Origin of the sequence: Nocardia huaxiensis, from assembly GCF_013744875.1 — a bacterium.
Taxonomy (GTDB): domain Bacteria; phylum Actinomycetota; class Actinomycetes; order Mycobacteriales; family Mycobacteriaceae; genus Nocardia; species Nocardia huaxiensis.
On record NZ_CP059399.1, the window covers coordinates 7289110 to 7310101 of the forward strand.

General features: G+C 67.5%; 19 protein-coding genes. 10 read left to right on the forward strand and 9 right to left on the reverse strand.

The window, feature by feature from the left end; all coding sequences use genetic code 11:
- Positions 1 to 61 precede the first annotated feature (61 nt).
- The 3 genes from H0264_RS33325 (at position 62) to H0264_RS33335 (ending at position 2740) form a co-directional block, all read left to right on the forward strand.
- A complete protein-coding gene (locus tag H0264_RS33325) occupies positions 62 to 940 on the forward strand; it encodes a LysR family transcriptional regulator (RefSeq protein WP_181581223.1) in 879 nt (292 codons plus the stop codon).
- Between the two features lie 93 nt (positions 941 to 1033).
- Positions 1034 to 1381 carry a hypothetical protein gene (locus H0264_RS33330; protein ID WP_181581224.1) on the forward strand — a complete coding sequence of 116 codons (348 nt, stop codon included), beginning with the start codon at positions 1034 to 1036 and terminating at the stop codon, positions 1379 to 1381.
- A 120-nt stretch (positions 1382 to 1501) separates the two neighbouring features.
- Complete coding sequence (locus H0264_RS33335) at positions 1502 to 2740, forward strand: serine hydrolase domain-containing protein (RefSeq protein ID WP_181581225.1); 1239 nt, start codon at positions 1502 to 1504, stop codon at positions 2738 to 2740.
- 130 nt (positions 2741 to 2870) lie between these two features.
- Here the strand turns inward: H0264_RS33335 and H0264_RS33340 are convergent, their stop codons facing one another.
- The gene (locus H0264_RS33340; RefSeq protein WP_181581226.1) at positions 2871 to 3071 is read right to left on the reverse strand and encodes a DUF397 domain-containing protein; all 201 of its coding nucleotides are present in this window, start codon (positions 3069 to 3071) and stop codon (positions 2871 to 2873) included.
- Positions 3068 to 3949 carry a helix-turn-helix domain-containing protein gene (locus H0264_RS33345; protein WP_181581227.1) on the reverse strand — a complete coding sequence of 294 codons (882 nt, stop codon included), beginning with the start codon at positions 3947 to 3949 and terminating at the stop codon, positions 3068 to 3070. The genes H0264_RS33340 and H0264_RS33345 overlap by 4 nt, the downstream gene beginning before the upstream one ends.
- Positions 3950 to 4348: 399 nt before the next feature.
- Between H0264_RS33345 and H0264_RS33350 the strand changes: the two genes are divergently transcribed.
- Complete coding sequence (locus H0264_RS33350) at positions 4349 to 4612, forward strand: hypothetical protein (protein ID WP_181586138.1); 264 nt, start codon at positions 4349 to 4351, stop codon at positions 4610 to 4612.
- A 4-nt stretch (positions 4613 to 4616) separates the two neighbouring features.
- On the opposite strand, the gene H0264_RS39245 is transcribed toward H0264_RS33350, so the two are convergent.
- Together H0264_RS39245 and H0264_RS33360 are read right to left on the reverse strand one after the other, a co-directional pair.
- On the reverse strand, positions 4617 to 7418 hold the full coding sequence (locus tag H0264_RS39245) for a protein kinase domain-containing protein (protein ID WP_338040110.1): 2802 nt from the start codon (positions 7416 to 7418) through the stop codon (positions 4617 to 4619).
- Between the two features lie 66 nt (positions 7419 to 7484).
- Positions 7485 to 8144: a response regulator gene (locus H0264_RS33360; RefSeq protein WP_181581228.1), complete on the reverse strand. Its 660-nt coding sequence runs from the start codon at positions 8142 to 8144 to the stop codon at positions 7485 to 7487.
- A gap of 94 nt (positions 8145 to 8238) precedes the next feature.
- Between H0264_RS33360 and H0264_RS33365 the strand changes: the two genes are divergently transcribed.
- From H0264_RS33365 to H0264_RS33380, 4 genes are read left to right on the forward strand one after another with little or no spacing between them, the layout of a single operon-like run.
- Complete coding sequence (locus H0264_RS33365) at positions 8239 to 8553, forward strand: WXG100 family type VII secretion target (protein ID WP_181581229.1); 315 nt, start codon at positions 8239 to 8241, stop codon at positions 8551 to 8553.
- Between the two features lie 23 nt (positions 8554 to 8576).
- Positions 8577 to 8885 (forward strand): WXG100 family type VII secretion target, encoded by a 309-nt coding sequence (locus H0264_RS33370; RefSeq protein WP_181581230.1) that lies wholly within the window; start codon positions 8577 to 8579, stop codon positions 8883 to 8885.
- Complete coding sequence (locus tag H0264_RS33375; protein WP_181581231.1) at positions 8882 to 10222, forward strand: hypothetical protein; 1341 nt, start codon at positions 8882 to 8884, stop codon at positions 10220 to 10222. Before H0264_RS33370 ends, H0264_RS33375 begins: the two co-directional genes overlap by 4 nt.
- An 11-nt stretch (positions 10223 to 10233) precedes the next feature.
- Complete coding sequence (locus H0264_RS33380) at positions 10234 to 10752, forward strand: hypothetical protein (protein ID WP_181581232.1); 519 nt, start codon at positions 10234 to 10236, stop codon at positions 10750 to 10752.
- A gap of 31 nt (positions 10753 to 10783) precedes the next feature.
- Here H0264_RS33380 and H0264_RS33385 read toward each other — a convergent pair whose 3' ends face one another.
- Positions 10784 to 11974, reverse strand: coding sequence for a sensor histidine kinase (locus H0264_RS33385; RefSeq protein WP_181581233.1), 1191 nt, complete (start codon positions 11972 to 11974; stop codon positions 10784 to 10786).
- Positions 11975 to 12141: 167 nt separating this feature from the next.
- Between H0264_RS33385 and H0264_RS33390 the strand changes: the two genes are divergently transcribed.
- Positions 12142 to 12804, forward strand: a complete 663-nt coding sequence (locus H0264_RS33390; protein ID WP_181581234.1) for a hypothetical protein — start codon at positions 12142 to 12144, stop codon at positions 12802 to 12804.
- Positions 12804 to 14225, forward strand: a complete 1422-nt coding sequence (locus H0264_RS33395) for an alpha/beta-hydrolase family protein (RefSeq protein WP_181581235.1) — start codon at positions 12804 to 12806, stop codon at positions 14223 to 14225. Before H0264_RS33390 ends, H0264_RS33395 begins: the two co-directional genes overlap by 1 nt.
- 50 nt (positions 14226 to 14275) lie before the next feature.
- On the opposite strand, the gene H0264_RS38350 is transcribed toward H0264_RS33395, so the two are convergent.
- From H0264_RS38350 to gatC, 4 genes are all read right to left on the reverse strand, one after another.
- Positions 14276 to 16405 carry an ADP-ribosylglycohydrolase family protein gene (locus H0264_RS38350; protein ID WP_220139888.1) on the reverse strand — a complete coding sequence of 710 codons (2130 nt, stop codon included), beginning with the start codon at positions 16403 to 16405 and terminating at the stop codon, positions 14276 to 14278.
- Positions 16406 to 16515: 110 nt separating this feature from the next.
- Positions 16516 to 18849 (reverse strand): ADP-ribosylglycohydrolase family protein, encoded by a 2334-nt coding sequence (locus H0264_RS38355; protein ID WP_220139889.1) that lies wholly within the window; start codon positions 18847 to 18849, stop codon positions 16516 to 16518.
- 142 nt (positions 18850 to 18991) lie between these two features.
- Positions 18992 to 20461, reverse strand: a complete 1470-nt coding sequence (gene gatA, locus H0264_RS33420; RefSeq protein ID WP_181581236.1) for an Asp-tRNA(Asn)/Glu-tRNA(Gln) amidotransferase subunit GatA — start codon at positions 20459 to 20461, stop codon at positions 18992 to 18994.
- Positions 20458 to 20757, reverse strand: a complete 300-nt coding sequence (gatC, locus tag H0264_RS33425; protein WP_181581237.1) for an Asp-tRNA(Asn)/Glu-tRNA(Gln) amidotransferase subunit GatC — start codon at positions 20755 to 20757, stop codon at positions 20458 to 20460. The genes gatA and gatC overlap by 4 nt, the downstream gene beginning before the upstream one ends.
- Positions 20758 to 20992: the final 235 nt, after the last annotated feature.

A 20992-nucleotide genomic window follows, 5' to 3' on the forward strand; every position in this document is an offset into this window, starting at 1 on the left:
CGCGCATGGTTGAATCGATTCATGACCGGAAGGGCATGTGCCCATGAGCTCGGGGGCATGGATGGAACACAGGGATATCGAAATCTTTCTGACGCTCGCCGAGGAGTTGCATTTCGGCCGCACCGCCGATCGTCTGCACATCACGCAATCCCGGGTCAGCCATGCCATCCGGAAACAGGAAAGGCTGATCGGCGCAGCGCTTTTCGAGCGCACCAGCCGCACCGTGATTCTCACGCCGATCGGCGAGAAACTGCGCGCTGACCTGGAACGCGGCTACGGCCAGATCAAGTCGGCCATCACCGATGCGCGCGCGGCCGCCAATGGCAGGCCGACCACGCTGAACGTCGGCATCATGGGCGCGATGGGTCACGTCATCGCGCCGGTGTTCGAGACCTTCGAAAGTGCCCATCCGGACGTGGAAATCGCATTGCGCGAAGCCCATTTCTCCGACCCGTTCGGACCGCTGCGCACGGGCGAGGTGGATATCCAGCTGCTGTGGCTTCCGGTCGAGGAAACCGATCTCAGCGTCGGCCCGGTGGTGTACACCGAACCGTGGCGGCTGGCCGTTTCCGACCGCAATCCACTCGCCGCCCGCGCCGCCGTCTCGATGGAGGACCTCGCCGGTCAGACTTTCTTCGATATCGGAGACGTACCGCCGCAGTACTGGGTGGCGGACAAAGTTCCGACGCATACGCCGTCCGGGCAGCCGCTGCGGCGTGGGCCGAGGGTGCGGACCTTTCAGGAGATGCTCGCCGCCATTGCCGCCGATCGCGCGGTCGCATTCTGCTGCGAGCACACCGTCGAGTATTACGGCCGGCCCGGCGTCACCTATGTTCCGCTGAGCGATGCCGCGCCGTGTCAATGGGTCTTCGTGTGGCGCACCGGATTCGATACCGCACTCGTTCGCGAGCTCAGCGGGATCGTCATGGAAACCGCGTGACACGAGTCCCGGCGGGACACGCTGGACAATCCACGCATCGCGAGTATGGTAGCCGCGAGCTATCGAGGGGATGCGATGAAATGTGCCGCCGCCGTGGCGATTACCGCACTTGTGTGCCTGGCTGCCGGGTGTTCGGGGAATGAATCGGCGGAAACCGGCACGACGCCGGCGTCCACCATTGCCGGGACAGAGACCAAAGCCACGAGCCCCGATGAGGCCACGCAGCGCTGCCACACGCTGCGGCGTATGCGAGACAGTGGGCTGATCAGCACCGATCCACATTTCGCGGGCAATGCCGAAGCGCTGCGGAACATGGAGGAGCAAATGACATCGGTCTCCGGAACCACCGCACGGCAGACCCGCGATTCGTTCCGCGCCGCCGCGGCATCGCAATGCGACGAATTTTCCGCGATGCTGAGCGCATACGACGAGTCGAACTGATCGGGGCGGCTCGAGCACCATGCCAATTCGGGCGGCGTGGTCTTGTGCAGTAGGCCAGAATTACCCACTTGTCTCAGACAGTCCTTGTCGGGTGTTCGGTCCGCTGGCTACCGTTGGTGGATGAGAACCTCCAGATTCGCCGCCGACGTCGATCTGCCGAGCGGGGTGAGCGGTGTCGCCGATCCCCGATTCGCCACTGCGGTAAGAACTTTCGCTCGCGTATTCGCCGGGCGCACCGGGAACGGGGCCGGGCTGTCGGTCTATCTGCACGGGGAACCGGTGGTGGATGTGTGGGCGGGGTCCGCCGATGCGGCGGGCACACCGTGGACCGCGGATACCGGGAGCATGATCTACTCGGCCTCCAAAGGTGTCTCGGCCACCGTGCTGGCGCGGCTGGCGGATCGCGGGCTGCTCGACTACAGCGCGCCGGTCGCCGAATACTGGCCGGAGTTCGCCGCCAATGGAAAACAGGCGATCACGGTCGAACAGGTGCTCAGCCACCGCGCCGGACTCTCGGCGCTGCCCGCCGCGAATTCTGCCGAGGTGCTCGATCACCGGTTGATGGAGGAGCGCCTCGCCGCCGCGAAACCCGGTCACCTGCTGGGCAAACCGATCTACCACGCCCTCACCATCGGCTGGCTCATGGCCGGCATCGCGCGCGCGATCACGGGCCGCGATATGGCCGAGCTGTACCGCACCGAGGTCGCCGAACCCCTCGGCGTCGACGGCATCCACCTGGGCGCCCCGCCCGCCGGTTCCCGCACCATCGGCGCGGATCTGGTCGGCTCGGTGAAAACCCTTGCCAATCGCAGCATTCCGACGCCGGTGGCGGCCGCGGTGCCGCGCCTGCCGAAGCTGGTGCGCTCCCCGCTGGAATCGATCTACGTCCCCGGCCTGGAAGGCATCTTCCGTGGCGAACGCCCCTCGATCCTGGACACCGCCCTCCCCGCCGGCAACGCGGTCTGCACCGCCCCCGCGCTGGCCAAGATGTACAGCGCCCTGGCCTGCGACGGCTATGTGGACGGCCGAACCTACCTGTCCGCCAAGACAGTTCGAGCCCTGGAGCGCGTGCGCACCTACCAGCTCGACCGCAGCCTGATCGTGCCCTTCTGGCACCTCGGCTACCACAGCTTCCCCTCCCCCCGAGCGCCGCGCGGCTACGGCCACATGGGCGCGTTCGGCTCCATGGGCTGGGCGGACCCCCGCTCCGGCGTCTCCGTCGGCTTCGTCCACAACCGCATGTCCCTGGGCTGGAGCACGGTCGACATGACCTTCATGGTCCCCCTCCTCCACCTGGTCCTCCAGGCAGCGCGCCGCCCCGCCGCCGAACTGGAGCGCACCACCGCCGGCGCGGCCTGAGCCGCACTCGTTCCCGAGGCCGGTTTCGCGGGAAGGGCCACTTCACCGTTCGTCGAGCAGTTGCTGCGCCCACGAAAACCGTTGCCGCAAATGGCCGGAGCTCCGGCAGCGACTGCCGGAGCTCCACTCCTCATTTGTCGTATTTGCCGTCCATGAGGGCTGTGGTGAATCGATCCCATTCTGCCGGAGCGAAAATCAATGCCGGACCGGTCGGGTTCTTACTGTCGCGGACACCGACTCCGCTGTCCAGAAAAGCGATTTCCACGCATTCCTTGGCGCCCGTGCTGCGGGCGCTCTTGAACCACCGTGCGCCGGACGGTTCGACTTTCACGTCGCGTACTCCTTCGCTGCCTTCCGCAAGAGGTCCCTACTGGTTGCCTCGTCCAGCGCCGATTGCTGGAGGGCCTGGTACGCCTGGTGATACCGGTCGACCGAGGCCTGCTTTTCCAGGTAGAGGTCGCCCAGGAAGTTCTCCAGGTACACCACGGTGGGTTCGACCGGCCTGTTACCGCTGTCCCGGCCGAATTCCAGAATCACGAACGGCCCGACCGTGTGCCCTGTCGGGACGCCCGCGGAGAAGGGTAGTACACGAACAGCGATCGTCGGCAGTGTCGACATGTCCGCCGCGCGTCGAAGTTGCGCCGCCATCACGCGCGGATTGCCGACAACGCGGCGTAGTGCGGTTTCATGGATCACCACGTCCAGGGTGGCCGGGCTGCGCTTGCGCGTGACCAGGCTCTGGCGGCGCATCTTCAATTGGACTCTTCGGTCGATCTGGTCATGGGCAGCATCCGGCCAGTAATCGCTGATGAGAACCCGTGCGTAGTCGGTGGTTTGCAGCAGTCCGGGAATCAAGTCCGGTTGGTACGAAATCAGGGCGCGGGCCGAAGCCTCCAGGCCCACATACACATTGAAACCCTCCGGAATCAGATCGTCGTATTCGTGCCACCAGGACTTGACGCTGGCCTGTTGCGCCAGACCCACCAGGGCGGTGGCGAACTCGTCGTCGAAGTCGTAGATGCGGCACAGTTCCCGGACGTCGAGCACCCGGATCTTCTCCGCGTTACCGGTTTCCAGGCGCTGGAGTTTCGACTCGCTCCATTCCATGAGCGCCGCGGCCTCGGCGATCGTCATATTGCATTGCATGCGCCCCTCGCGCAGGTACCGGCCGAGCTGGCGGCGTGGCAATGTCGAACCATGATCGGACATCGAATCCTCCCCCGCGAAGGCAAATTTCGGTCACTGTGAACGATGCTCTCACGCAATATGAATGACGACCTGGAGGTTTCGGAAAGTTTCCCCCGACGCGCGTAGTTCGATTGTCGGCTCGCAGTGTCGGTGCTGGACTTGAACATGCGCCCGGCGAGAGCCGGAGACCCTGAACCCTCTGGACCCACTCGTCCCCGAGCCGGGCGCACCCACTCACGATCGGGAGCCGCGACCAACGCTTCGAGGAACCATGGGATCCGCACTGCTGATCTTCGACTGCACAACAGATCCCGGTGATCTGCCCTTGGATCTCGCGCACGAGGTGCTGCAGATCCACCGTCACTGCCGAGACGACGAATGCCGCGCTCTGCGGCGCGCACGGGCGATACGCTTGCCTGAGTGCCCGGCGCACGAGTAGCGCCGCCCAGCAGCACCACCCACCGCCGGGACAACCAGCCCTCCCGCGCTGACCCACCGGCGGACACCATGATGTACCTCTTCGACTGCACCATAGACCCCGGCGACCTGGCCCTCCCCCAGGCTCACCAGGCCATGCAGATCCACAAATGCTGCACGGTCGACAACTGCCTGATCCGCCGCCGCGCCCGCCAAATCCTCGTGGACACCGGACAAATGGTGCTCGACGAGCGCGCCGCGCTGTGACGGGCTACCCCGCCACCGCCAGCACCACCACCGCCAGCAACACCAACGCCACCACCGCCAGCGCCAACACCACCAGCGCCGTCACCTGCGACTGCTCCATCTCCCGCCGCTCCGGCTGCGGCGGCTGCACCCCCGCCGCGCCGAACGCCCCCGGCGCATTCCCGTACGGCCCACCGGGATACGCGCCCGGAGCCTGCCCCGGATACGGCGCGAACTCCCCGGTCGGATAGCCGGGCATCTCACCTGTCGTATAGGCAGGCAGCTCGCCCGTCGCGAACCCCGGCGCACCGGCATCCACCGGCCCCGCCTGGCCCCGTCCCCAATAAGCCTCCCCCGCACCGTGATCGGCTCCCGGCGCAGCGCTCCCAGGCGGGGCCGGCATGAACGCCCCCGACTCCGGATGCCGCGCGCGGGGATCGGAAGGAGCCGATTGCGAGCCCTGGGCCGGAGCACCCGCCTCCGACTCGACGGCTTTCGCATCCGGTGTTCCGGCGACCCCGAGCTCCCGCGCGGACGAACTCATTCCCTGCGGCACAGCCGAACTCGCCTCCGGCGACACGACCGACTCCGCTCCCCCAGCGATATCCGGATCCATCCCGGCGCGCGCCCCCGCGCTCTGAGCACCCGATGGGCCATCCGCTCCGGAATCGCCGACGACAACAGCCGAACCCCGGTCCGCCGCAGGGGGTGCGGCGGCTGAGCGCGCGACATCCGGCGTGCCCGGACTCTTCCGCGGTGACGCACCATCACCGGGCCCGGTCCCGAGATCGAGTTCATCACTCCGTGCCGCGTCCGGCCCCACAGCAGCAGGTCCCGCCGTGTCCGAATCCTGGCTTGCGGCAAGGGATGGGGCACTCGGCGCGGCGGTCGATTCACGCCGCGCCGATCCCTTGCGGTACGGCGCGGTCATATCAGGTCGCCGTCGCGTCTCGGCGTTCTCCGCCGTATCCGTGCGCGGACTGGATTCGTCCCGCGCGGTTGCGCCCGAATCCGCTTCCGACGCTGTAGAAAAGGGCACCGAAGGGTCACTCGCGCCGTAGGCATCAGGCGTGGCGTCAACCGAATCGCCTTGCGCTGCAACCGATGCAGGTGCAGAGGCACCCGAATCTCCTTCCGCCGCAACCGACACGGGCATGGAGTCACCCGAGCCGCCTCGGTCAGCACCGGGCTCCGGCGTAGGGCCGATGCGCCGCTCCTGGCGCGCCGCATACTCGTCGCCAGTTCGGTCAGCAGAAGCCGGCGCTTCTTGCACCCCAGCCGAATCCCGTTCCACCGGTTGTGAATCCGACTCTTCTCCGGGTACCGCCGCACTGTTTTCTCGCCGAGCGACCGAACCTGCTGGATCCGGAGCAGGACCGGACCGACCCGCCTCGGCGTTCGGCGCGGGCGGCGGAACAGGCGCACTCACCTCGCGCATGGGCGGCGCGCCTGCCATCGACGCGGTCTCGCCGACGATCGGCCCGCCCGGGGACGCAGGCGAACTCTGTTGCGGCTCAATCGGGTACGCGGTGGTATCCGCGTCGTCATCGGCCGGGGTGGCCTGCGCGGCGTCTATCGGATAGACGTCGGTCGAGCCTTCGGACTCGACCGGTTGCACCGGCGGAAAACCCTGCGGTGGAATCGAAGCCGCAGGTTGCACGGGCGACTGCTGCGGGGGATGCGCGGCTGGTGGCGGGGACGGAGGTTGTTGCGGCGCAAGGTAACCCGGCGGGATCTGCTGGCCGGGCGGGACCGGCGGGCGCGCCGGGGGCTGTTGGGGCGCGGCGTATCCGGGGTCCGGGTAGGGCTGGGGCGGGTAGGCGGGCGGGGCGGCCTGTGGTTGCGGGACAGCGGGCGGATAGGCGGGTGGAGCCGCCGCGTAGCCAGGCGGGGCGTAGTTCGGGGGCGAGCCGGGAGCCGGGGCGGGGCGGTAGGTGGGGCCGGAGGGGCGGAGTTGCGGTGTGGCGGTAGGGATTTGGGGGGTGGGAGCGGGGGCGGTCAGGGCGCGGCGGGCGGCCTTGGCGAAGTCGGTGCAGGACGGGAAGCGGTCCATGGCGCGTTTGGCCATGCCCTTGGTGATGACCGCGTCCATGGCGGGAGTCAGGCCGGGGCGGCGCAGGGAGACCGGGGGTGGGAGGAGTTGCAGGTGGCCGCGGATGAGTTCGGCGGGGTGCGGGGAATCGAAGGGGCCCGCGCCGATGAGAAGCCAGTAGAGGGCGCAGGCGAGGGAGTACTGGTCGGAGGTGTGGTCGAGGTGACCGCCGGTCATCTGCTCGGGGCTGGCGTAGGCCAGGGTGGCGGTGAACATGCCGGCCTGGGTGAGGTGGGTGGAGTCCTCGCGCAGGCGGGCGATGCCGAAGTCGGTGAGGAAGACGCGTTCTCCATGCCCGGCGACCGCGCGGGCCAGGATGATGTTGGCGGGCTTCACATCTCGATGCAGCACACCCATGGCGTGCGCGTAATCCAGTGCGGCGGCGACGCCTTCGATGATCTGCACGGCGCGGTCGGGCGGCAGCTGGGTGACGTCCACGCTGGCGGCGTCCACGCCGTCGATGTACTGCATGGAGATCCACATCATGCCGTCTTCGACACCGCGGTCGTAGATCTCGACAATGCTCGGATGATCGAGCTGCGCGACCAGATCGGCCTCCCGGTCGAATCGCGCGCGAATCTCCCGGTCCGCCACCAACTCCCGGTTCAGCAGCTTCAACGCGGTCAGCTTGCCCAGTCGAGGGTGGCGGGCGAGATACACCGATCCCATCCCGCCCTGTCCGAGTAGCCGCTCGATGGTGAATCCGGCGAACACGTCACCGCTGTTCAGCACCACGACCCCCTTCCGGTGACGTACAAGTCCGCAAGCCTACCGCGCCGAATGCCCATGTGAACCGCCGTATCAGCCGGGAGTCACCAGGCCGGATTCGTACGCCAGCACCACCGCCTGCGCCCGGTCGCGCAGGTTCAATTTCGTGAACACCTTCGACACATGGGTCTTCACGGTTTGCTCGGCCACGAACAGGGTTTCGGCGATCTCCGCATTGGACATCCCCCGCGCGACCAACTCCAGCACTTCCCGCTCCCGCGGCGTCAGCACTTCGAGCGCCGGCGCGGGCGCGCGCCGGGCCCGCCGCTTCGTCACATCGGCAATGAGCCTGCGCGTCACGGTCGGTGCCAGCAGTGCATCCCCGGCGGCGACGACGCGCACAGCGCGTACGAGTTCTTCGGCCGGCGCGTCCTTCAACAGGAACCCGCTGGCCCCGATGGTCAACGCCTCATACACATAGTCATCGATATCAAAAGTGGTCAGCATGAGCACCCGAACCGGCGGATCGAACCCCGCAGACAGAATGGCCTTGGCAGCATCCAGCCCATTCATCTCCGGCATGCGCACATCCATCAGCACCACATCCGGCCGCAACCGCTTGGCCTCCGCCACAGCCGCTTTCCCGTCCGGCGCATCCCCGACCACACTGATGTCGCTCTGCGCACCGAGCAGCGCCCCGAAGCCCGCCCGCACCATCGCCTGGTCATCGGCGATCAACACCGTTATCGCCACAGTCGCACCTCACGCACCCAACCGATATTGCCATGCCCGGCCCCGCACCGGGCATGCGGTAGATTCGCGGCGTTCAGATTTTCAGGGGGGTTGTATGGCACAGGGTGATGGCACGTTCGATGTCGTCCCGTCCGAAGTCTCCGATGCCGGGCGCTACGTGCAGATGACCGCCGAGGAGCTGGTCGACGCCGTTCGCACCCTCGACACCGAGATCACCAGGCTGCTGGAGGGCTGGACCGGCATTTCGGCCACCGCGTACCGCGCCGGCTGGGAGGAGACCCGCCAAGGCGCGCAAACCGTCTTGGACTCACTGAAGACCCTCGCGGAACTGCTGGGCGTCACAGCCGACGCCCACACTCAGCTCGACACCACCTGGACCACGAACATCAGCTCGCTCGATCTGCCGTAATTCTATAGGGGAGGAAAAGGCTTATGGCCGAACCGTTTCGAGTAGACCTGACCGAACTCGACAACATCACCGCCCGCGTGGCCGGATTCGTGGGCTTCCTCAACGATAGCCTCACAGGTATCCAGCAACGCACGACTGCGGTGCAGTCGGGCTGGTCCGGTCCGTCGGCAGTCGCCGCCGACGACGCGTTCAAGCAGTGGATGACGGGCGCACAGGACGTATCCGAAGGCATCGACGCAATGCGAGTTGCAGCGGCCGCCGCCCACCAGCGCTACACCGAGGCCGTGGCCACCAACCTGGAGATGCTGGGACGCGGTGGGGCTCGATCGTGACCGTTCTGGACGTTGCCCCACAGGTCTATTACGACGCTGCTGACATCTGCGCCAAAGTCTCCGGGGACCTCTTCACCGCCTTCAAAACCGGCATGGCGTCCTTCGGCGACACCACCAATATGGCCGGCAGTATCGGCGACGGCAAAATCTGGGCCGAGTCCTACGACCAGCAGGCCAAAGATGTCTACACCATGTCGATAGACCTGGTGATAGCCATCGACGGCTACACCCAGGTACTTCGCCAAGCAGGCTACAACCATGCCCTCGCCGACTACGACGCCGCCAGCGGCCAGCCCGAACCTGCGGCCCCCAGCACGGTCCCTTCCTTCACTCTGTCCGCGCAGGAACTGGTCTCCCTGCTGGTACCACCGTCCGCAGGAGGGCCTGGCCGCGGCCTGATCGACGACGGTCTGGACCTCGCCACCAAGGTCGGCATCCCGATCCCGGACGGCGATACCGTCAAGCTCTCCCACTCGGGTGACGTCTGGAATTCCTTGGCTACCAACGCCTCGGTCACCTCCGCAGCGGGCGAACTTGAACGCGCGGCCGCCATGTTCGAGCAGATCACCTCACCCGACGCGAACTTCATCGACGAGGATCTCCGCGAACTGAAAGGTGCGTGTGACGACCTGGCCGGTGCCTATGGCGAAATGGCGCAGGCCTGCCGGGACCAGAAACAAGCCCACGACGACCTCCGAACCGAGCTGAAAAATCTGCTCGACCAGCTCGCGAAAGAGATCGCCACCGAAGTAGCCGTCAGTCTTGCCCTCTCGGTGGCAGCCTCCGTCGTAAGCTTCGGCGTCGGCGCTGCCGCGGTCGCCGCGAAAACCGCCGTAGCCGTAGCCAAAATCATCGACAAGTTCGTCGACCTGATCCGGATTGCGGTCAAGGCCGCCAAGCTGAAGACAGCGGTGACTGTCACACGACTCAACGCTGCGCGAAAAGCTGCCGTCCAACGCATCAAGGACCTGACGACCAAACTTGTCGAAAAGCTCAAGACTCTTGTGAAACGCAAGAAGAGCCCGCAGGAACTGGAAAGCCTCGGCCAGCAGATCGGCGAAGAGGTCGCCCAGATCCCTCGCGGTTCAGGACAGCTGGATACCATCATTTCCAGGGTCAATGAACTGCACCTTTCCCAGGACGAAGCGGCCGCGGTAACCAACAAGGCGTCCGAGATCGGCCTGACCGGTAGCGGCGGCATTGCCACCTTGCCGAATGGCACGAAGATGGTACTGCCCACGTATACCTCCGTCAGAAAGGCCTTTTTGATCAACGCCGACGGAACGGTTGTCAAATACGAGGGTGACCTGGAACAATTCCTGCAGTATATTCGATAGAGGAGCGCCTTATGAGCACGGAAATGCAATCTAACTCGATAGAATTCGAAGTTCATCAGCTTATGCTGATGCGCAACATTGAGGATGGAAAGCAGACCAAGCTGGCCGAGTTCGGAATATCTCTCGAGGACGCTGACCGCATATCTCAGCAAGTTCATCAGAAACTGAAGTTGGGCACAGAGCAATTTTCCGCCCTAAAGCTCCTCCTCGGTGCGCAAGACGTCTCTGCTACTACCATCACATATTCCAGTAGATTTTGGCCACAGTTTGAATTCGCGGCAGAATCTACGAACTTCGGAACCATCGGGCCGGCGCGATACCAGCGGGTCGCAGGCAATCCGCCGACTGTTTCCAGCCCCACAGAATTGCCGCTGTGGAGCGTAACTGTCGATGAGTTCAGCCAACTGTTCGGCCCGCTGCAGTCCGTGGACAGCTGGTATCCGAACGAGGAGTACACATTCGAATTCGCAGGTGATAAGTACGGAGTCGGTTTCGGCTGGGGGCTGTACCTCGGCGTCGACCGACTCTGACCGCGTGTGGTCAGGTGGTTGCGCAGCCCCGTCAGGCGGGAACTGTCATGGTGAGGGGGAGTTGCGCGCGGACTTCGAAACCGCCGTCAGGAAGGGGGAGGGCGACGAGGGTGCCACCTACGGCCTGGGCGCGGGATTGCATGCCGGAGATGCCGCTGCCGCCGGTGGTGGAGTGGTCGGGGCGGGTGGTGAGGGGGTGACCGTTGGTGACTACCAGGGTGAGATCTGTTGGAGCGCAGGTTAGTTGGACCTTGACGGGGGCGCCCTGGGCGTGGCGGGAGGCGTTGGCGAGGGATTCTTGGAGGATGCGGTAGAGGGCCAGGCCGGTGGTTTCGGGGATGGAGTCGAGGGTGCCTTCTATGGTCCAGGCGATGGGGACGCCTGCTCGCAACGCGCCTTCCAGGAGGGTTAGGACGTCGGCGGCGGTGGGTTGGGGGGCGTGTTCGGGGAGTTGGCCGTCGCTGCGGAGGACGCCGAGGAGGCCGCGGATTTCGTTGAGGGCGGCTCGGGCTCCTACGCCGATCGACTCGAATTCGGCCTTGGCTTCCGGGGAGAGGTCGGTGATGCGGTAGGGGGCGGTTTGGGCTTGGACCACGACCATGGACATGTGGTGGGCGACGACGTCGTGGAGGTCGCGGGCTATGCGGGCCTTTTCTTCGAGGATGGTGCGGCGGGCGCGTTCGAGTTCGGTTTCCTCGGATTGTTTGGCCAGTTCGCGGCGCTGGACCACCAGCCAGCGGATGAGCAGGCCGAGCAGGACCAGGGCGGTGATGGCCAGGGGCCAGCCCATGCCGGCGGTGGCGAAGGAGTCGCCCTCCGAGGACATGGTGGTGCCGAACAGCAGGGCCGAGGAGAGCCAGGCCACCAGGACTATCTGCATGGGGGCGGTGATCGCCACCGAGACCAGCAGGGCGAACAGGCAGAGGATGTGGACCACCTGGAAGGGGATCGCATTGGTCGGCGTGTTCGGGATGGCGAGGGCGATCAGCAGGGCCGAGCCGGCCGAAACCGCCCATCCCAGTGCGGGATTGACGCGGATGAGCAGGATCGGGAAGGCTGCCAGGCCCGCGATCAAGGGTTGGGCGGGGGCCGCCACCTCGTGGGTGAGGTGCAGGGTGGGCCACGCCACCGAGATGAACACGATCGCCACCAGCACCGTGAAGACGTCGAACCACACCTGGGGTGTGAACCGACGCGCACGCTTCGCCAACGTACCTTCCATGACCTCGACGGTAGAGAACGAACAGCGCGGGCACCTCATACCGCCGAGTGATCTGCGACCCCCTACCCGGGTATCGCGTTCGCACTCCGGTACCCCGGACTGACCAGGCGGGAACGGCCCCGCAGCGTGACGCCCCGGTCGGAGGCCGATTTCTAGCGTCATCGATCATGAGAGCGTTCCCGTTCGCCGCCGTCGCCGCCCTGGTCGTGTCGACCGCGGTGGTCTTCGCACCTTCCGCCGACGCCGCCGCCATCGTCCCTGACATTCAGGAGAACGCGGCGGCGCGCACGGCAGTCCTGGAGTTCAGCGGCGGGCAGTCCGATATCGCGTTCATTCCCGCCGATTTCGCGCAGGTCGAGGGGTACGAGCCGGCGGTGGTGGACGGGCTGCTGGTGAATCCGGGCGGCGACTGCTCCTCCCCCGTCGCGCTGCCCGCCGAGTTCGATTTGGCGTGCAAGGCCCACGATCTCGGCTACGACCTGCTGCGATACGCGGCCGAGCAGGGGCAGCCGCTGGGGCCGTGGGCCCGGCAGTCCATCGATGCCGCGCTGGAGCAGCGCATGCACGAGGCGTGCTCGGCTCGGACAGATGTGCTGTCCCGCACCCGCTGCCAGGTCATGGCGAGCATCGCGACCGCCGCCGTGGACCTGAATTCCATTCGCCAGGACTACGGGGTCCCGGTGCACGAGGCCGCCTTCGACGACTCCGAGTCGGGGGACGGCAATCAGCCGCTGCGGATCGCGCTGCTGGCCGCGGCGGCCACTCTCACGCTCGCTCTGCTCCGCGCGGTGGTCGCCCGCCGCCGGTCCGACACCCGCAAGGAGCGGTGATGACCCTCGTCGAGACGAAACCGATTGTCGTCCAGAACAAGCAGGAAGCGGAGGCCGATCGGGGCGGTGCCGGTCGCCGATTCGCGTGGACCGGGTTCGCGCCCCGTGCGGGCACGAGTATCGGCATCGCGCTCGGGTGCCTGGTGTCACTGGCACCGGGCCTGTTGCCGCGCACCCCGCTGGCGCAGGCGATTCTCACCGCACTGCTGGTGCTGGTGGGCCTCGCGATGGCCGGGGTGACGCGAATGGCGCTGCGGCGCACGCGCTTCGATGCGAGCGCCCGGACGGCGAAGTACCGGCCGGCCATATTCCTCGGGGCGGTGCTGCTGGTGATCGCGGCCGGTGTACACGCAACGCAGTGGCAGAACAGATTGCGGGACGTGATGGGGGTGTCCCAGATCGGCCCGGGGTACTGGGTGCGATGGATGGTGAGCGCGACCCTGCTGGTGGGGCTGGTTACCGGATTGTGGGGCGGACTGCGTTGGAGCGCACGGCGATTGGGCCGAGCACGCGGCATCGCCGTTGGCACCGCACTGGCATTGAGCGGGTATTTCATGGTGGTGCCCGCGGTCGTGGACTGGCGGCAGGCCGCCTATGCGGCGGCCGACGCCTATGTGGATCCGGAAGTGGCGCAGCCGGTTTCACCGACCCGATCGGGCAGCCCGGAATCGGTGGCCGGATGGGAATCGCTGGGAGCCCAGGGGCGGCGTTTCGTGGCGGGGGAACCGGCGCGGGCGGTGCGGGTGTATGTGGGATTGCATTCCGCCCCCGATCTGAATTCTCGGGTGGCGCTGGCGATTCAGGAGTTGGAACGCTCGGGCGGATTCGCCCGGCGGAATCTGGTGGTGGCGGTCCCCACCGGGTCCGGTTGGATCGACGGGGGTGCGGTGCAGGGCATCGATGAACGATTCGGCGGTGATGTGGCGGTGGTCGGGCTGCAATACTCTGCCGCCCCCAGCTGGGTGACGTTCATCTTCGGCCGCAAGGCCGCCGAGGAGTCGGCGAAAGCCTTGTTCACCGCTGTGGAGCAACGACTTTCGCGCATGAACCAGCCGCCGAAGCTCCACATCTACGGGCAGAGCCTGGGCGCACTCGGCGGGAGTTCGGTGTTCACCGACGAGGCCGATCAGGATCGGCGCACCTGCTCGGCGGTGTGGGCGGGACCGCCCGCCGGGGCCGCGCATCGCAGCGGCGCGACGGTGCTCGCCAATGCCTCCGACCCGGTGGTGCACTGGTCGCCGTCGCTGCTGTGGAAGGCACCGGATCTCACCGGCACCCGGCCGGATGCCCCTGTGCCGCAGTGGCTTCCGGTGGTGAGCTTCCTGCAGACCAGTGCGGATCTGCTGGCGGCCCTGGACGCCCCGCCCGGTCACGGTCACCGCTACGGCACCGATCAGGGCACGTCTCTGGGCGCCTGCTGACTCGGACCCCGCTGCCCCGCACAGGGATTCGTCCGGGGCAGCGGTGTGGTTCAGCCGGGATAGCGGCGCCACCACTCGTCGGTGGGTGCGCCGTCCTTGTCGCCGGGTGGATCGTCACCGAACTCGCGACAGAAATCCGCGCTCAGCCGTTCGATGACGGCGGCCGCGTCGAGACGACTGCCCCACGGGCCGGGGATCGCGGGCACGCCGTATCGGGCGCCCAGCAGCGCGCCACACAGCGACCCGGTGGCATCGCTGTCGCCGGAATGGTTGATCGACAACAGCACTCCATTGCGGAACACCTGCTCGGCCCCGCCCCCGACGATCTCGGCGCACAGTGCGGAGAACACCGCGATGGCCAGCGCCTCCGGGCCGATCACCCCGTAGCCGAGCGGCTCCAGACTTTCCGGCTCCGGCATCTCCCCACCGGATTTCGCGGTGTCGCCCGCCAGCGAGATCGCCCTGTCGAGCGCCTCCGAGGTCTCCTCGTGCCCGTCGTGCCGTACCAGCTCGGTGCGCGCCCGGCTCAGCGCCGCGCGCAACTCGAGGCCCTCCGACAACCCGAAAATGGTCGCCGCGAACGTCCCCGCCGGCAGCCATCCCCCGGGGTTGCCGTGCGTGAGTGCCGCCGCATCACAGGCCGATTCGAAGACTTCGGCCGGCGATCCGCCGAATCCGAAGGGCGCGACCCGCACCACCGCCGCACAGGCTTTGGAATCGTTGATGGGTTGCCCGCGCGTTCCCAGCGGCCTGCCCGGATGCCGGAGGGCGGCCACCCGCTCCATGGCCGAGACGGTGGTGTGCGTCGGCCCTCGATTGGTCATCAGCTCCGGATACATGGTCAGGTTGCTGTGCAACGGATACGGCTGCTCGGGCACGGTCACGCCCTGCCCTTGCATCCAGACCAGCAGCCCCTCCTGCATCAGCCCGGCCGCCGCGACTCCCACGCCCCGTGCCTGTGCTCGCGTCGAGGCGCGCGCCCGCACCGAACTGCGGATCAACGCCTCGGTGGCGAACAAGGTCATCTGCGTCTCGTCGGAGATCCGGCCTCGGTACTGGTCCGGCTCACCGCTGAATCCCCGGATGCCGTACCGCTGTTGGATATTTCGCAGCAGCATGGTTTCCACCTGCGCCCCCAGCGCATCACCGACCGCGCCGCCGAGCAGACAGCCGTGCACCCGATCCAGCCGGCTCGGATGAGCGGGCGCGACGATCGGCTCCTCCGCGTCCCCGGGTGCCTCGTCCACGCCCGCGAGCGGCCCGCCGGCCATGCGCAACTCGTCATCCGCGGGTGGCTCGCCGCGCACGAGCGCCTGGACGCTCGCGAACGCCTGGTCGCCGACGGTCACCGCTTCCCAGGCCGCCGCCGCGAACTCCGCGCACGAGGCGTATCGATCCTGCGGCTTCTTGGCCAGCGCCCGCGCCAGCACCGCGTCCAAACGTCGGGGCAGTCCGCTCCGCATGGAACTGACTGCGGGCGGCCGGCCTTGGATATGTCCCAGCACCACCGCCCCCACCATCGGCGATTCGAAGGGCGCCTGCCCGGTCAGCAATCGGAACAGCGTGCACGCCAGCGAATATTGATCCGACCGATGATCCAGTTGCTCGGCCGTCAACTGCTCCGGCGAGGCGTAGGCGAGGGTGGCATTGAGCTTCCCGGTGGCGGTGAGCCGCTGATGCGCGGTCTCCCCCAGCACGCGAGCGATTCCGAAGTCGCTCAACAGCGCCCGCTCACTGAAACCCACCCCGGCGGTGGGCGACAGCAGGATATTGGCCGGTTTCACATCCCGGTGCAGAATCCCTTTCCCGTGCGCGTAATCCAGCGCGGCGGCGGTCTGCATGATGATCTGCACCGCCCGCTCGGGCGACACCTCCCGCGGATCCAGCGAATGGCAGTCGGTCCCGTCCACGAACTGCATGGCGATCCACAGCTGATCGTCCTCGCACCCCCGATCGTGCACGGTGATCACGTTCGGATGCTCCAGCTGCGCGATCACATCGGCTTCCCGCTCGAACCGGAATCGAGTCTCGGTGTCCCCGAACATCTCCCGATGCAGCAGCTTCAACGCGATCCACCGCGGCAACCGCGGATCCCGGGCCACGTACACGGCCCCCATCCCACCGCGACCCACCTCGCGGTCGATCCGATAGCCCGCGAAGATCTCCCCGCGTCGTACCATCCCCGATCCCCTAGCAATTCGAAACAGGTTGCAGCCTACCGGCCGCCCCGAAACCCCCGCAGCGGTTGGCGTTTCCCTTCGGTGGCTTCGTTCCACACGTTCGTGGCGGGTCAGCCCGGGTAGCGTGCCTGCCAGTTGGCGGTGGGGGCACCGAATTTGTCGGCGGGCGGGGTGGGGCCGAATTCCTTGCAGAAGTCGGTGGCCAGGCGTTCGACGACGGCCGCCGCGTCCAGGCCGGTGCGCCAGTCCTCGGGGATGGCGTGCACGCCCAGCCGGGTGCCCAGCAGCGCGCCGCAGATGGCGGCGGTGGAGTCGCTGTCGCCGGAGTGGTTGACCGACAGCAGGACTCCATTGCGGAAGATCTGCTCGGGGGTGCCGCCGATGGTCTCCGCGCACAGGGCGCAGAACACGGCGATGGCCAGCGCTTCGGGGCCGATGACGCCGTCGCCGAGCTGCTGGAGAACCTCCGGTTCGGGCATGGGGCGGCCCAGGCGGGCGTAGTCGCCGACCAGCCGCACCGCCGCATCGAGGGCCTGCGCGGTTTCCTCATGTTCGCGATGCCGGACGAGTTCCGTGCGCGCCGCATCCACCGCCGCCCGCAGATCCAGTCCGTGCGAGAGTCCGTAGACGATGGCGGCGAAGGTTCCGGCGGGCAGCCAGCCGCCGGGATTGCCGTGCGTGAGCGCGGCGGCATCGCAGGCCAATTCGAAAGCGCGGTCCAGGGATTCGCTGAAGCCGCAGGGCGCGGACCGCACCACGGCCGCGCAGCCCTTGGAATCGTTGACCGGATTCCCGCGCGTGCCGAGCAGCGCTCGCGGTTTGCGCTGCTCGCCGACCCGCCGCATGACCGACGCGGTGGCGGAGCTGGTGCCGCGGAAGTGCATGAGTTCCGGATACGCGGTGAGGCTGCTGCGCAGTTCGAACGGCTGCTCGGCGATGGCGGTGCCCTGCCCGGTCAACCAGATGAGCAGGTTCTCCTGGATCATGCCGAGAGTCGCGCCGCCGATGCCGCGGGCTCGGGCGCGCACCGAGCTGCGAATGAGCGCCTCGGTGGTGAACAGGGTCAGCTGGGTCTCATCCGAAATCGCGCCCTGATAGCTGCCGCGCTCACCGGTGACGCCGCGAATCCCGTATCGCTGCTGAATGTTTCGCAGCAGCATGCTCTCCACCGGCGCGCCCAGCGCATCGCCGACCGCGCCGCCGAGCAGGCAACCGTGCACGGTCTCCACTTCGATCGAACTGCCCTCGGGCACGTCGGTCCGACGCGGCGACCCCGCACCGGACGCGGGGAGGGATCCGGCACCGGGCGCGTGCGAGTCACTGTCACGGGCAGCGGATTCCGGGGCACGGCCGACCGGCGCGACCATGGTTGCGGGCGCGGGAGCCGATGACGGCGGGGTGAACGACGCACTCGCGGGTGCGTGGGTGTACCCCGGAGTCGGGAGCGGATCGGTCGCGAAACCCGGCGTGGAGCTGTGCCCGTGGGGATAGCCGGGAGTCGAGACCGGCCCATTGCCGAAGCCGGGGGTGGTATAGCCGCGCGTCGAGCCGGCACCCGGGAACCCCGGCGCGGATGCGTAACCCGAGCCCGACGGGTACCCCGCCCCGGCGACCGCTTCCCGTGCAGCCCACGCGAATTCACTGCACGAGGCGAACCGGTCCTCGCGATCCTTCGACATGGCGCGGGCGAGCACGGTGTCGAGGGCCGGCGGCAGGTCGCCGCGATGCTCGCTGACGGCGGGCACCGGGGACTGGATGTGGCCGAGCATGACGGCGGTGAGATTGCCGGCGTCGAACGGGCCGCGCCCGGTGAGCAGCCGGAACAGGGTGCACGCCAGCGAGTACTGGTCGGAGCGGTGATCGAGTTCGGCGGCGGTCAGCTGCTCCGGGGAGGCGAAGGCCAGTGTGGCATTGAGGGTTCCGGTGCGCGTGAGCCCCGCGGTGCCGTCGAGTACGCGGGCGATGCCGAAGTCGCTGAGCAGCACGCGTTCGCTGAAGCCCGAACCCGGCCCGGCGGAATGCGACAGCAGGATATTGGCGGGCTTCACATCCCGGTGCAGGATGCCGCGCCCGTGCGCGTGATCGAGCGCGGCGGCGGTCTGCACCATGATGTCGGCCGCGCGTTCGGGCGCGAGTTCGCGCGGATCGAGCGAGGCGCAGTCGGTGCCGTCGACGTACTGCATGGCGATCCACAGCTGATCACCTTCGGCGCCCCGGTCGAAGACGGTGATGATGTTCGGATGATCGAGCTGCGCGACCACATCGGCTTCGCGTTCGAAGCGCAGCCGGGTCTCGTGATCGCCGAACATGTCCCGGTGCAGCAGTTTCAGCGCGATGAGCCGGGGCAGTCGCGGATGTCTCGCCGCGTACACCGAACCCATTCCGCCACGGCCGAGTTCGCGTTCGATGACGTACCCCGCGAAGACTTCGCCGTGCCGCAACATGATCCCCTCGCCCGCAGTCCAACCAGTGTGCAGCCTACCGACCTGCCGGGTTGATCGCAGCGGCGACCGGAAAAACGCCGCACCCCCTTCACCGTCCGACGATACGGGAGGTGAAAGGGGTGCGGTAGCAGGGTTTTTCGGGTCAGGCGATGGGGCCGCGCGCCGCCTCGTAGGCCGCGCCGACCTTGTAGAGCCGGTCGTCGGCCAGGGCCGGAGCCATGATCTGCAGGCCGACCGGCATGCCGTCGTCGGCGCTGAGGCCGGACGGGACCGACATGGCGCAGTGCCCGGCCAGGTTGGTGGGCAGCGTGCACAGGTCGGACAGGTACATGGCCAGCGGATCGTTGACCTTCTCGCCCAGCTTCCACGGGGTGAAGGGGCTGGTCGGCGAGACCAGCACGTCGACCTGCTCGTAGGCGCGGTCGTAGTCCTGCGCGATGAGCGTGCGGACCTTGAGCGCCTGGCCGTAATAGGCGTCGTAGTAGCCCGCCGACAGCGCGTAGGTGCCGATCATGATGCGGCGCTTGACCTCCGGGCCGAAACCGGCCTCGCGGGTGAGCGACATGACCTGTTCGGCCGAGTGCGTGCCGTCGTCGCCGACACGCAGGCCGTAGCGCATGGCGTCGAAACGCGCCAGGTTGGAGGACACCTCGGACGGGAGGATGAGGTAGTACGCGGGCAGCGCGTATTCGAAGTGCGGACAGGACACTTCGACGACCTCGGCGCCCAGATCCTTCAGCTGCGCGACGGCGGCGTCGAAGGAGGAGATGACGCCGGGCTGATAGGAGTCGGAGTGCAGTTCCTTGACCACACCGACCTTCACGCCGCGCAGATCACCGTTCGCGCCTTCGCGCGCGGCGGCGACCACCGGCGGCACCGGCACATTGCGGGAGGTGGAGTCGCGCGGGTCGTAGCCGGCGATGACCTCGTGCAGCAGCGCGGTGTCGAGCACGGTGCGACCGCACGGGCCACCCTGATCCAGCGAGGACGCGCACGCGACCAGGCCGTACCGGGACACGGTGCCGTAGGTGGGCTTGGTACCGACGGTCGCGGTGACGGCGGCGGGCTGACGGATGGAACCGCCGGTGTCGGTGCCGATCGCCAGCGGCGCCTGGTAGGAGGCCAGCGCCGCGGCCGAGCCACCGCCGGAACCGCCGGGAATCCGGCTGGTATCCCACGGGTTTCGGGTCGGACCGTACGCGGAGTTCTCGGTGGAGGAGCCCATGGCGAACTCGTCCATATTGGTCTTGCCGAGAATCGGGATGCCGGCCTCGCGCAGCTTGGTGGTGAGCGTCGCGTCGTACGGCGCCACCCAGCCCTCGAGGATCTTCGACCCGCAGGTGGTCGGCATGTCGGTGGTGGTGAAAACGTCCTTGAGCGCCAAGGGAACACCGGCCAGCGCCGAATCCACGGTGCCGGCGGCGACCTTGCGGTCCACCTCGGCAGCGGTGACCAGCGCCTGCTCGCCGGCGACGTGCAGGAAGGCGTTGATCTCCCCGTCGACCTCGGCGATGCGCTGGATGTGAGCCTCGGTCACCTCGACCGAGGAGACCTCGCGCGCGTGGATCTTCTCCGCGAGTTCGGCCGCGGAGAGCTTGGTCAGGTCGGTCATTCGCCCTCTCCCAGAATCTGCGGAACCATGAAGCGCTGTTCCTCGACGGCGGGCGCCTGTGCCAGCGCCTCGTCCGGAGTCAGGCAGGGCTGCACCACGTCGGGACGCGTCACATTGGTCGCCGGATTCGGGGACGCGGTGGCAGCGACGTCGGCGGCGGCGACCTCGGAAATCTGGGCGACGTGGGTCAGGATGGAATCCAGCTGACCGGCGTACAGATCCAGTTCCTCGTCGGTCAGAGCGAGCCGGGACAACCGGGCGAGGTGTGCGACCTCGTCCCTGGAGATGGCGGGCACCGCGGGACCCCTTTCGGCAGTTCGAGATGGAGATTCGGCCACCGACAGCCTAATGGGCGCGCCGAGCGCGGCGGTCCGCAGCCCTGCGCACGCCCGCCGGTGCGCGCGCGACCGCCTGTCACAGCGGTCGCGAACACCTGGCATCATCGATAGGGACGGTGACGGAGAAGTGGCCTGGCTCACACGGTTCGGTTCGATTCGATAACCGCCTCCCGAGGGTGTAAGTATTGCTTGA

Bases quoted from the DNA above. Each gene is read 5' to 3' on its own strand.
- H0264_RS33325 (WP_181581223.1), top strand. From the start codon at position 62: ATGGAACACAGGGATATCGAAATCTTTCTGACGCTCGCCGAGGAGTTG.
- H0264_RS33335 (WP_181581225.1), top strand. From the start codon at position 1,502: ATGAGAACCTCCAGATTCGCCGCCGACGTCGATCTGCCGAGCGGGGTG.
- H0264_RS33345 (WP_181581227.1), bottom strand. From the start codon at position 3,949: ATGTCCGATCATGGTTCGACATTGCCACGCCGCCAGCTCGGCCGGTAC.
- H0264_RS33365 (WP_181581229.1), top strand. From the start codon at position 8,239: ATGGCACAGGGTGATGGCACGTTCGATGTCGTCCCGTCCGAAGTCTCC.
- H0264_RS33370 (WP_181581230.1), top strand. From the start codon at position 8,577: ATGGCCGAACCGTTTCGAGTAGACCTGACCGAACTCGACAACATCACC.
- H0264_RS33380 (WP_181581232.1), top strand. From the start codon at position 10,234: ATGAGCACGGAAATGCAATCTAACTCGATAGAATTCGAAGTTCATCAG.
- H0264_RS33385 (WP_181581233.1), bottom strand. From the start codon at position 11,974: ATGGAAGGTACGTTGGCGAAGCGTGCGCGTCGGTTCACACCCCAGGTG.
- H0264_RS33390 (WP_181581234.1), top strand. From the start codon at position 12,142: ATGAGAGCGTTCCCGTTCGCCGCCGTCGCCGCCCTGGTCGTGTCGACC.
- H0264_RS33395 (WP_181581235.1), top strand. From the start codon at position 12,804: ATGACCCTCGTCGAGACGAAACCGATTGTCGTCCAGAACAAGCAGGAA.
- H0264_RS38350 (WP_220139888.1), bottom strand. From the start codon at position 16,405: ATGGTACGACGCGGGGAGATCTTCGCGGGCTATCGGATCGACCGCGAG.
- H0264_RS38355 (WP_220139889.1), bottom strand. From the start codon at position 18,849: ATGTTGCGGCACGGCGAAGTCTTCGCGGGGTACGTCATCGAACGCGAA.
- gatA (WP_181581236.1), bottom strand. From the start codon at position 20,461: ATGACCGACCTGACCAAGCTCTCCGCGGCCGAACTCGCGGAGAAGATC.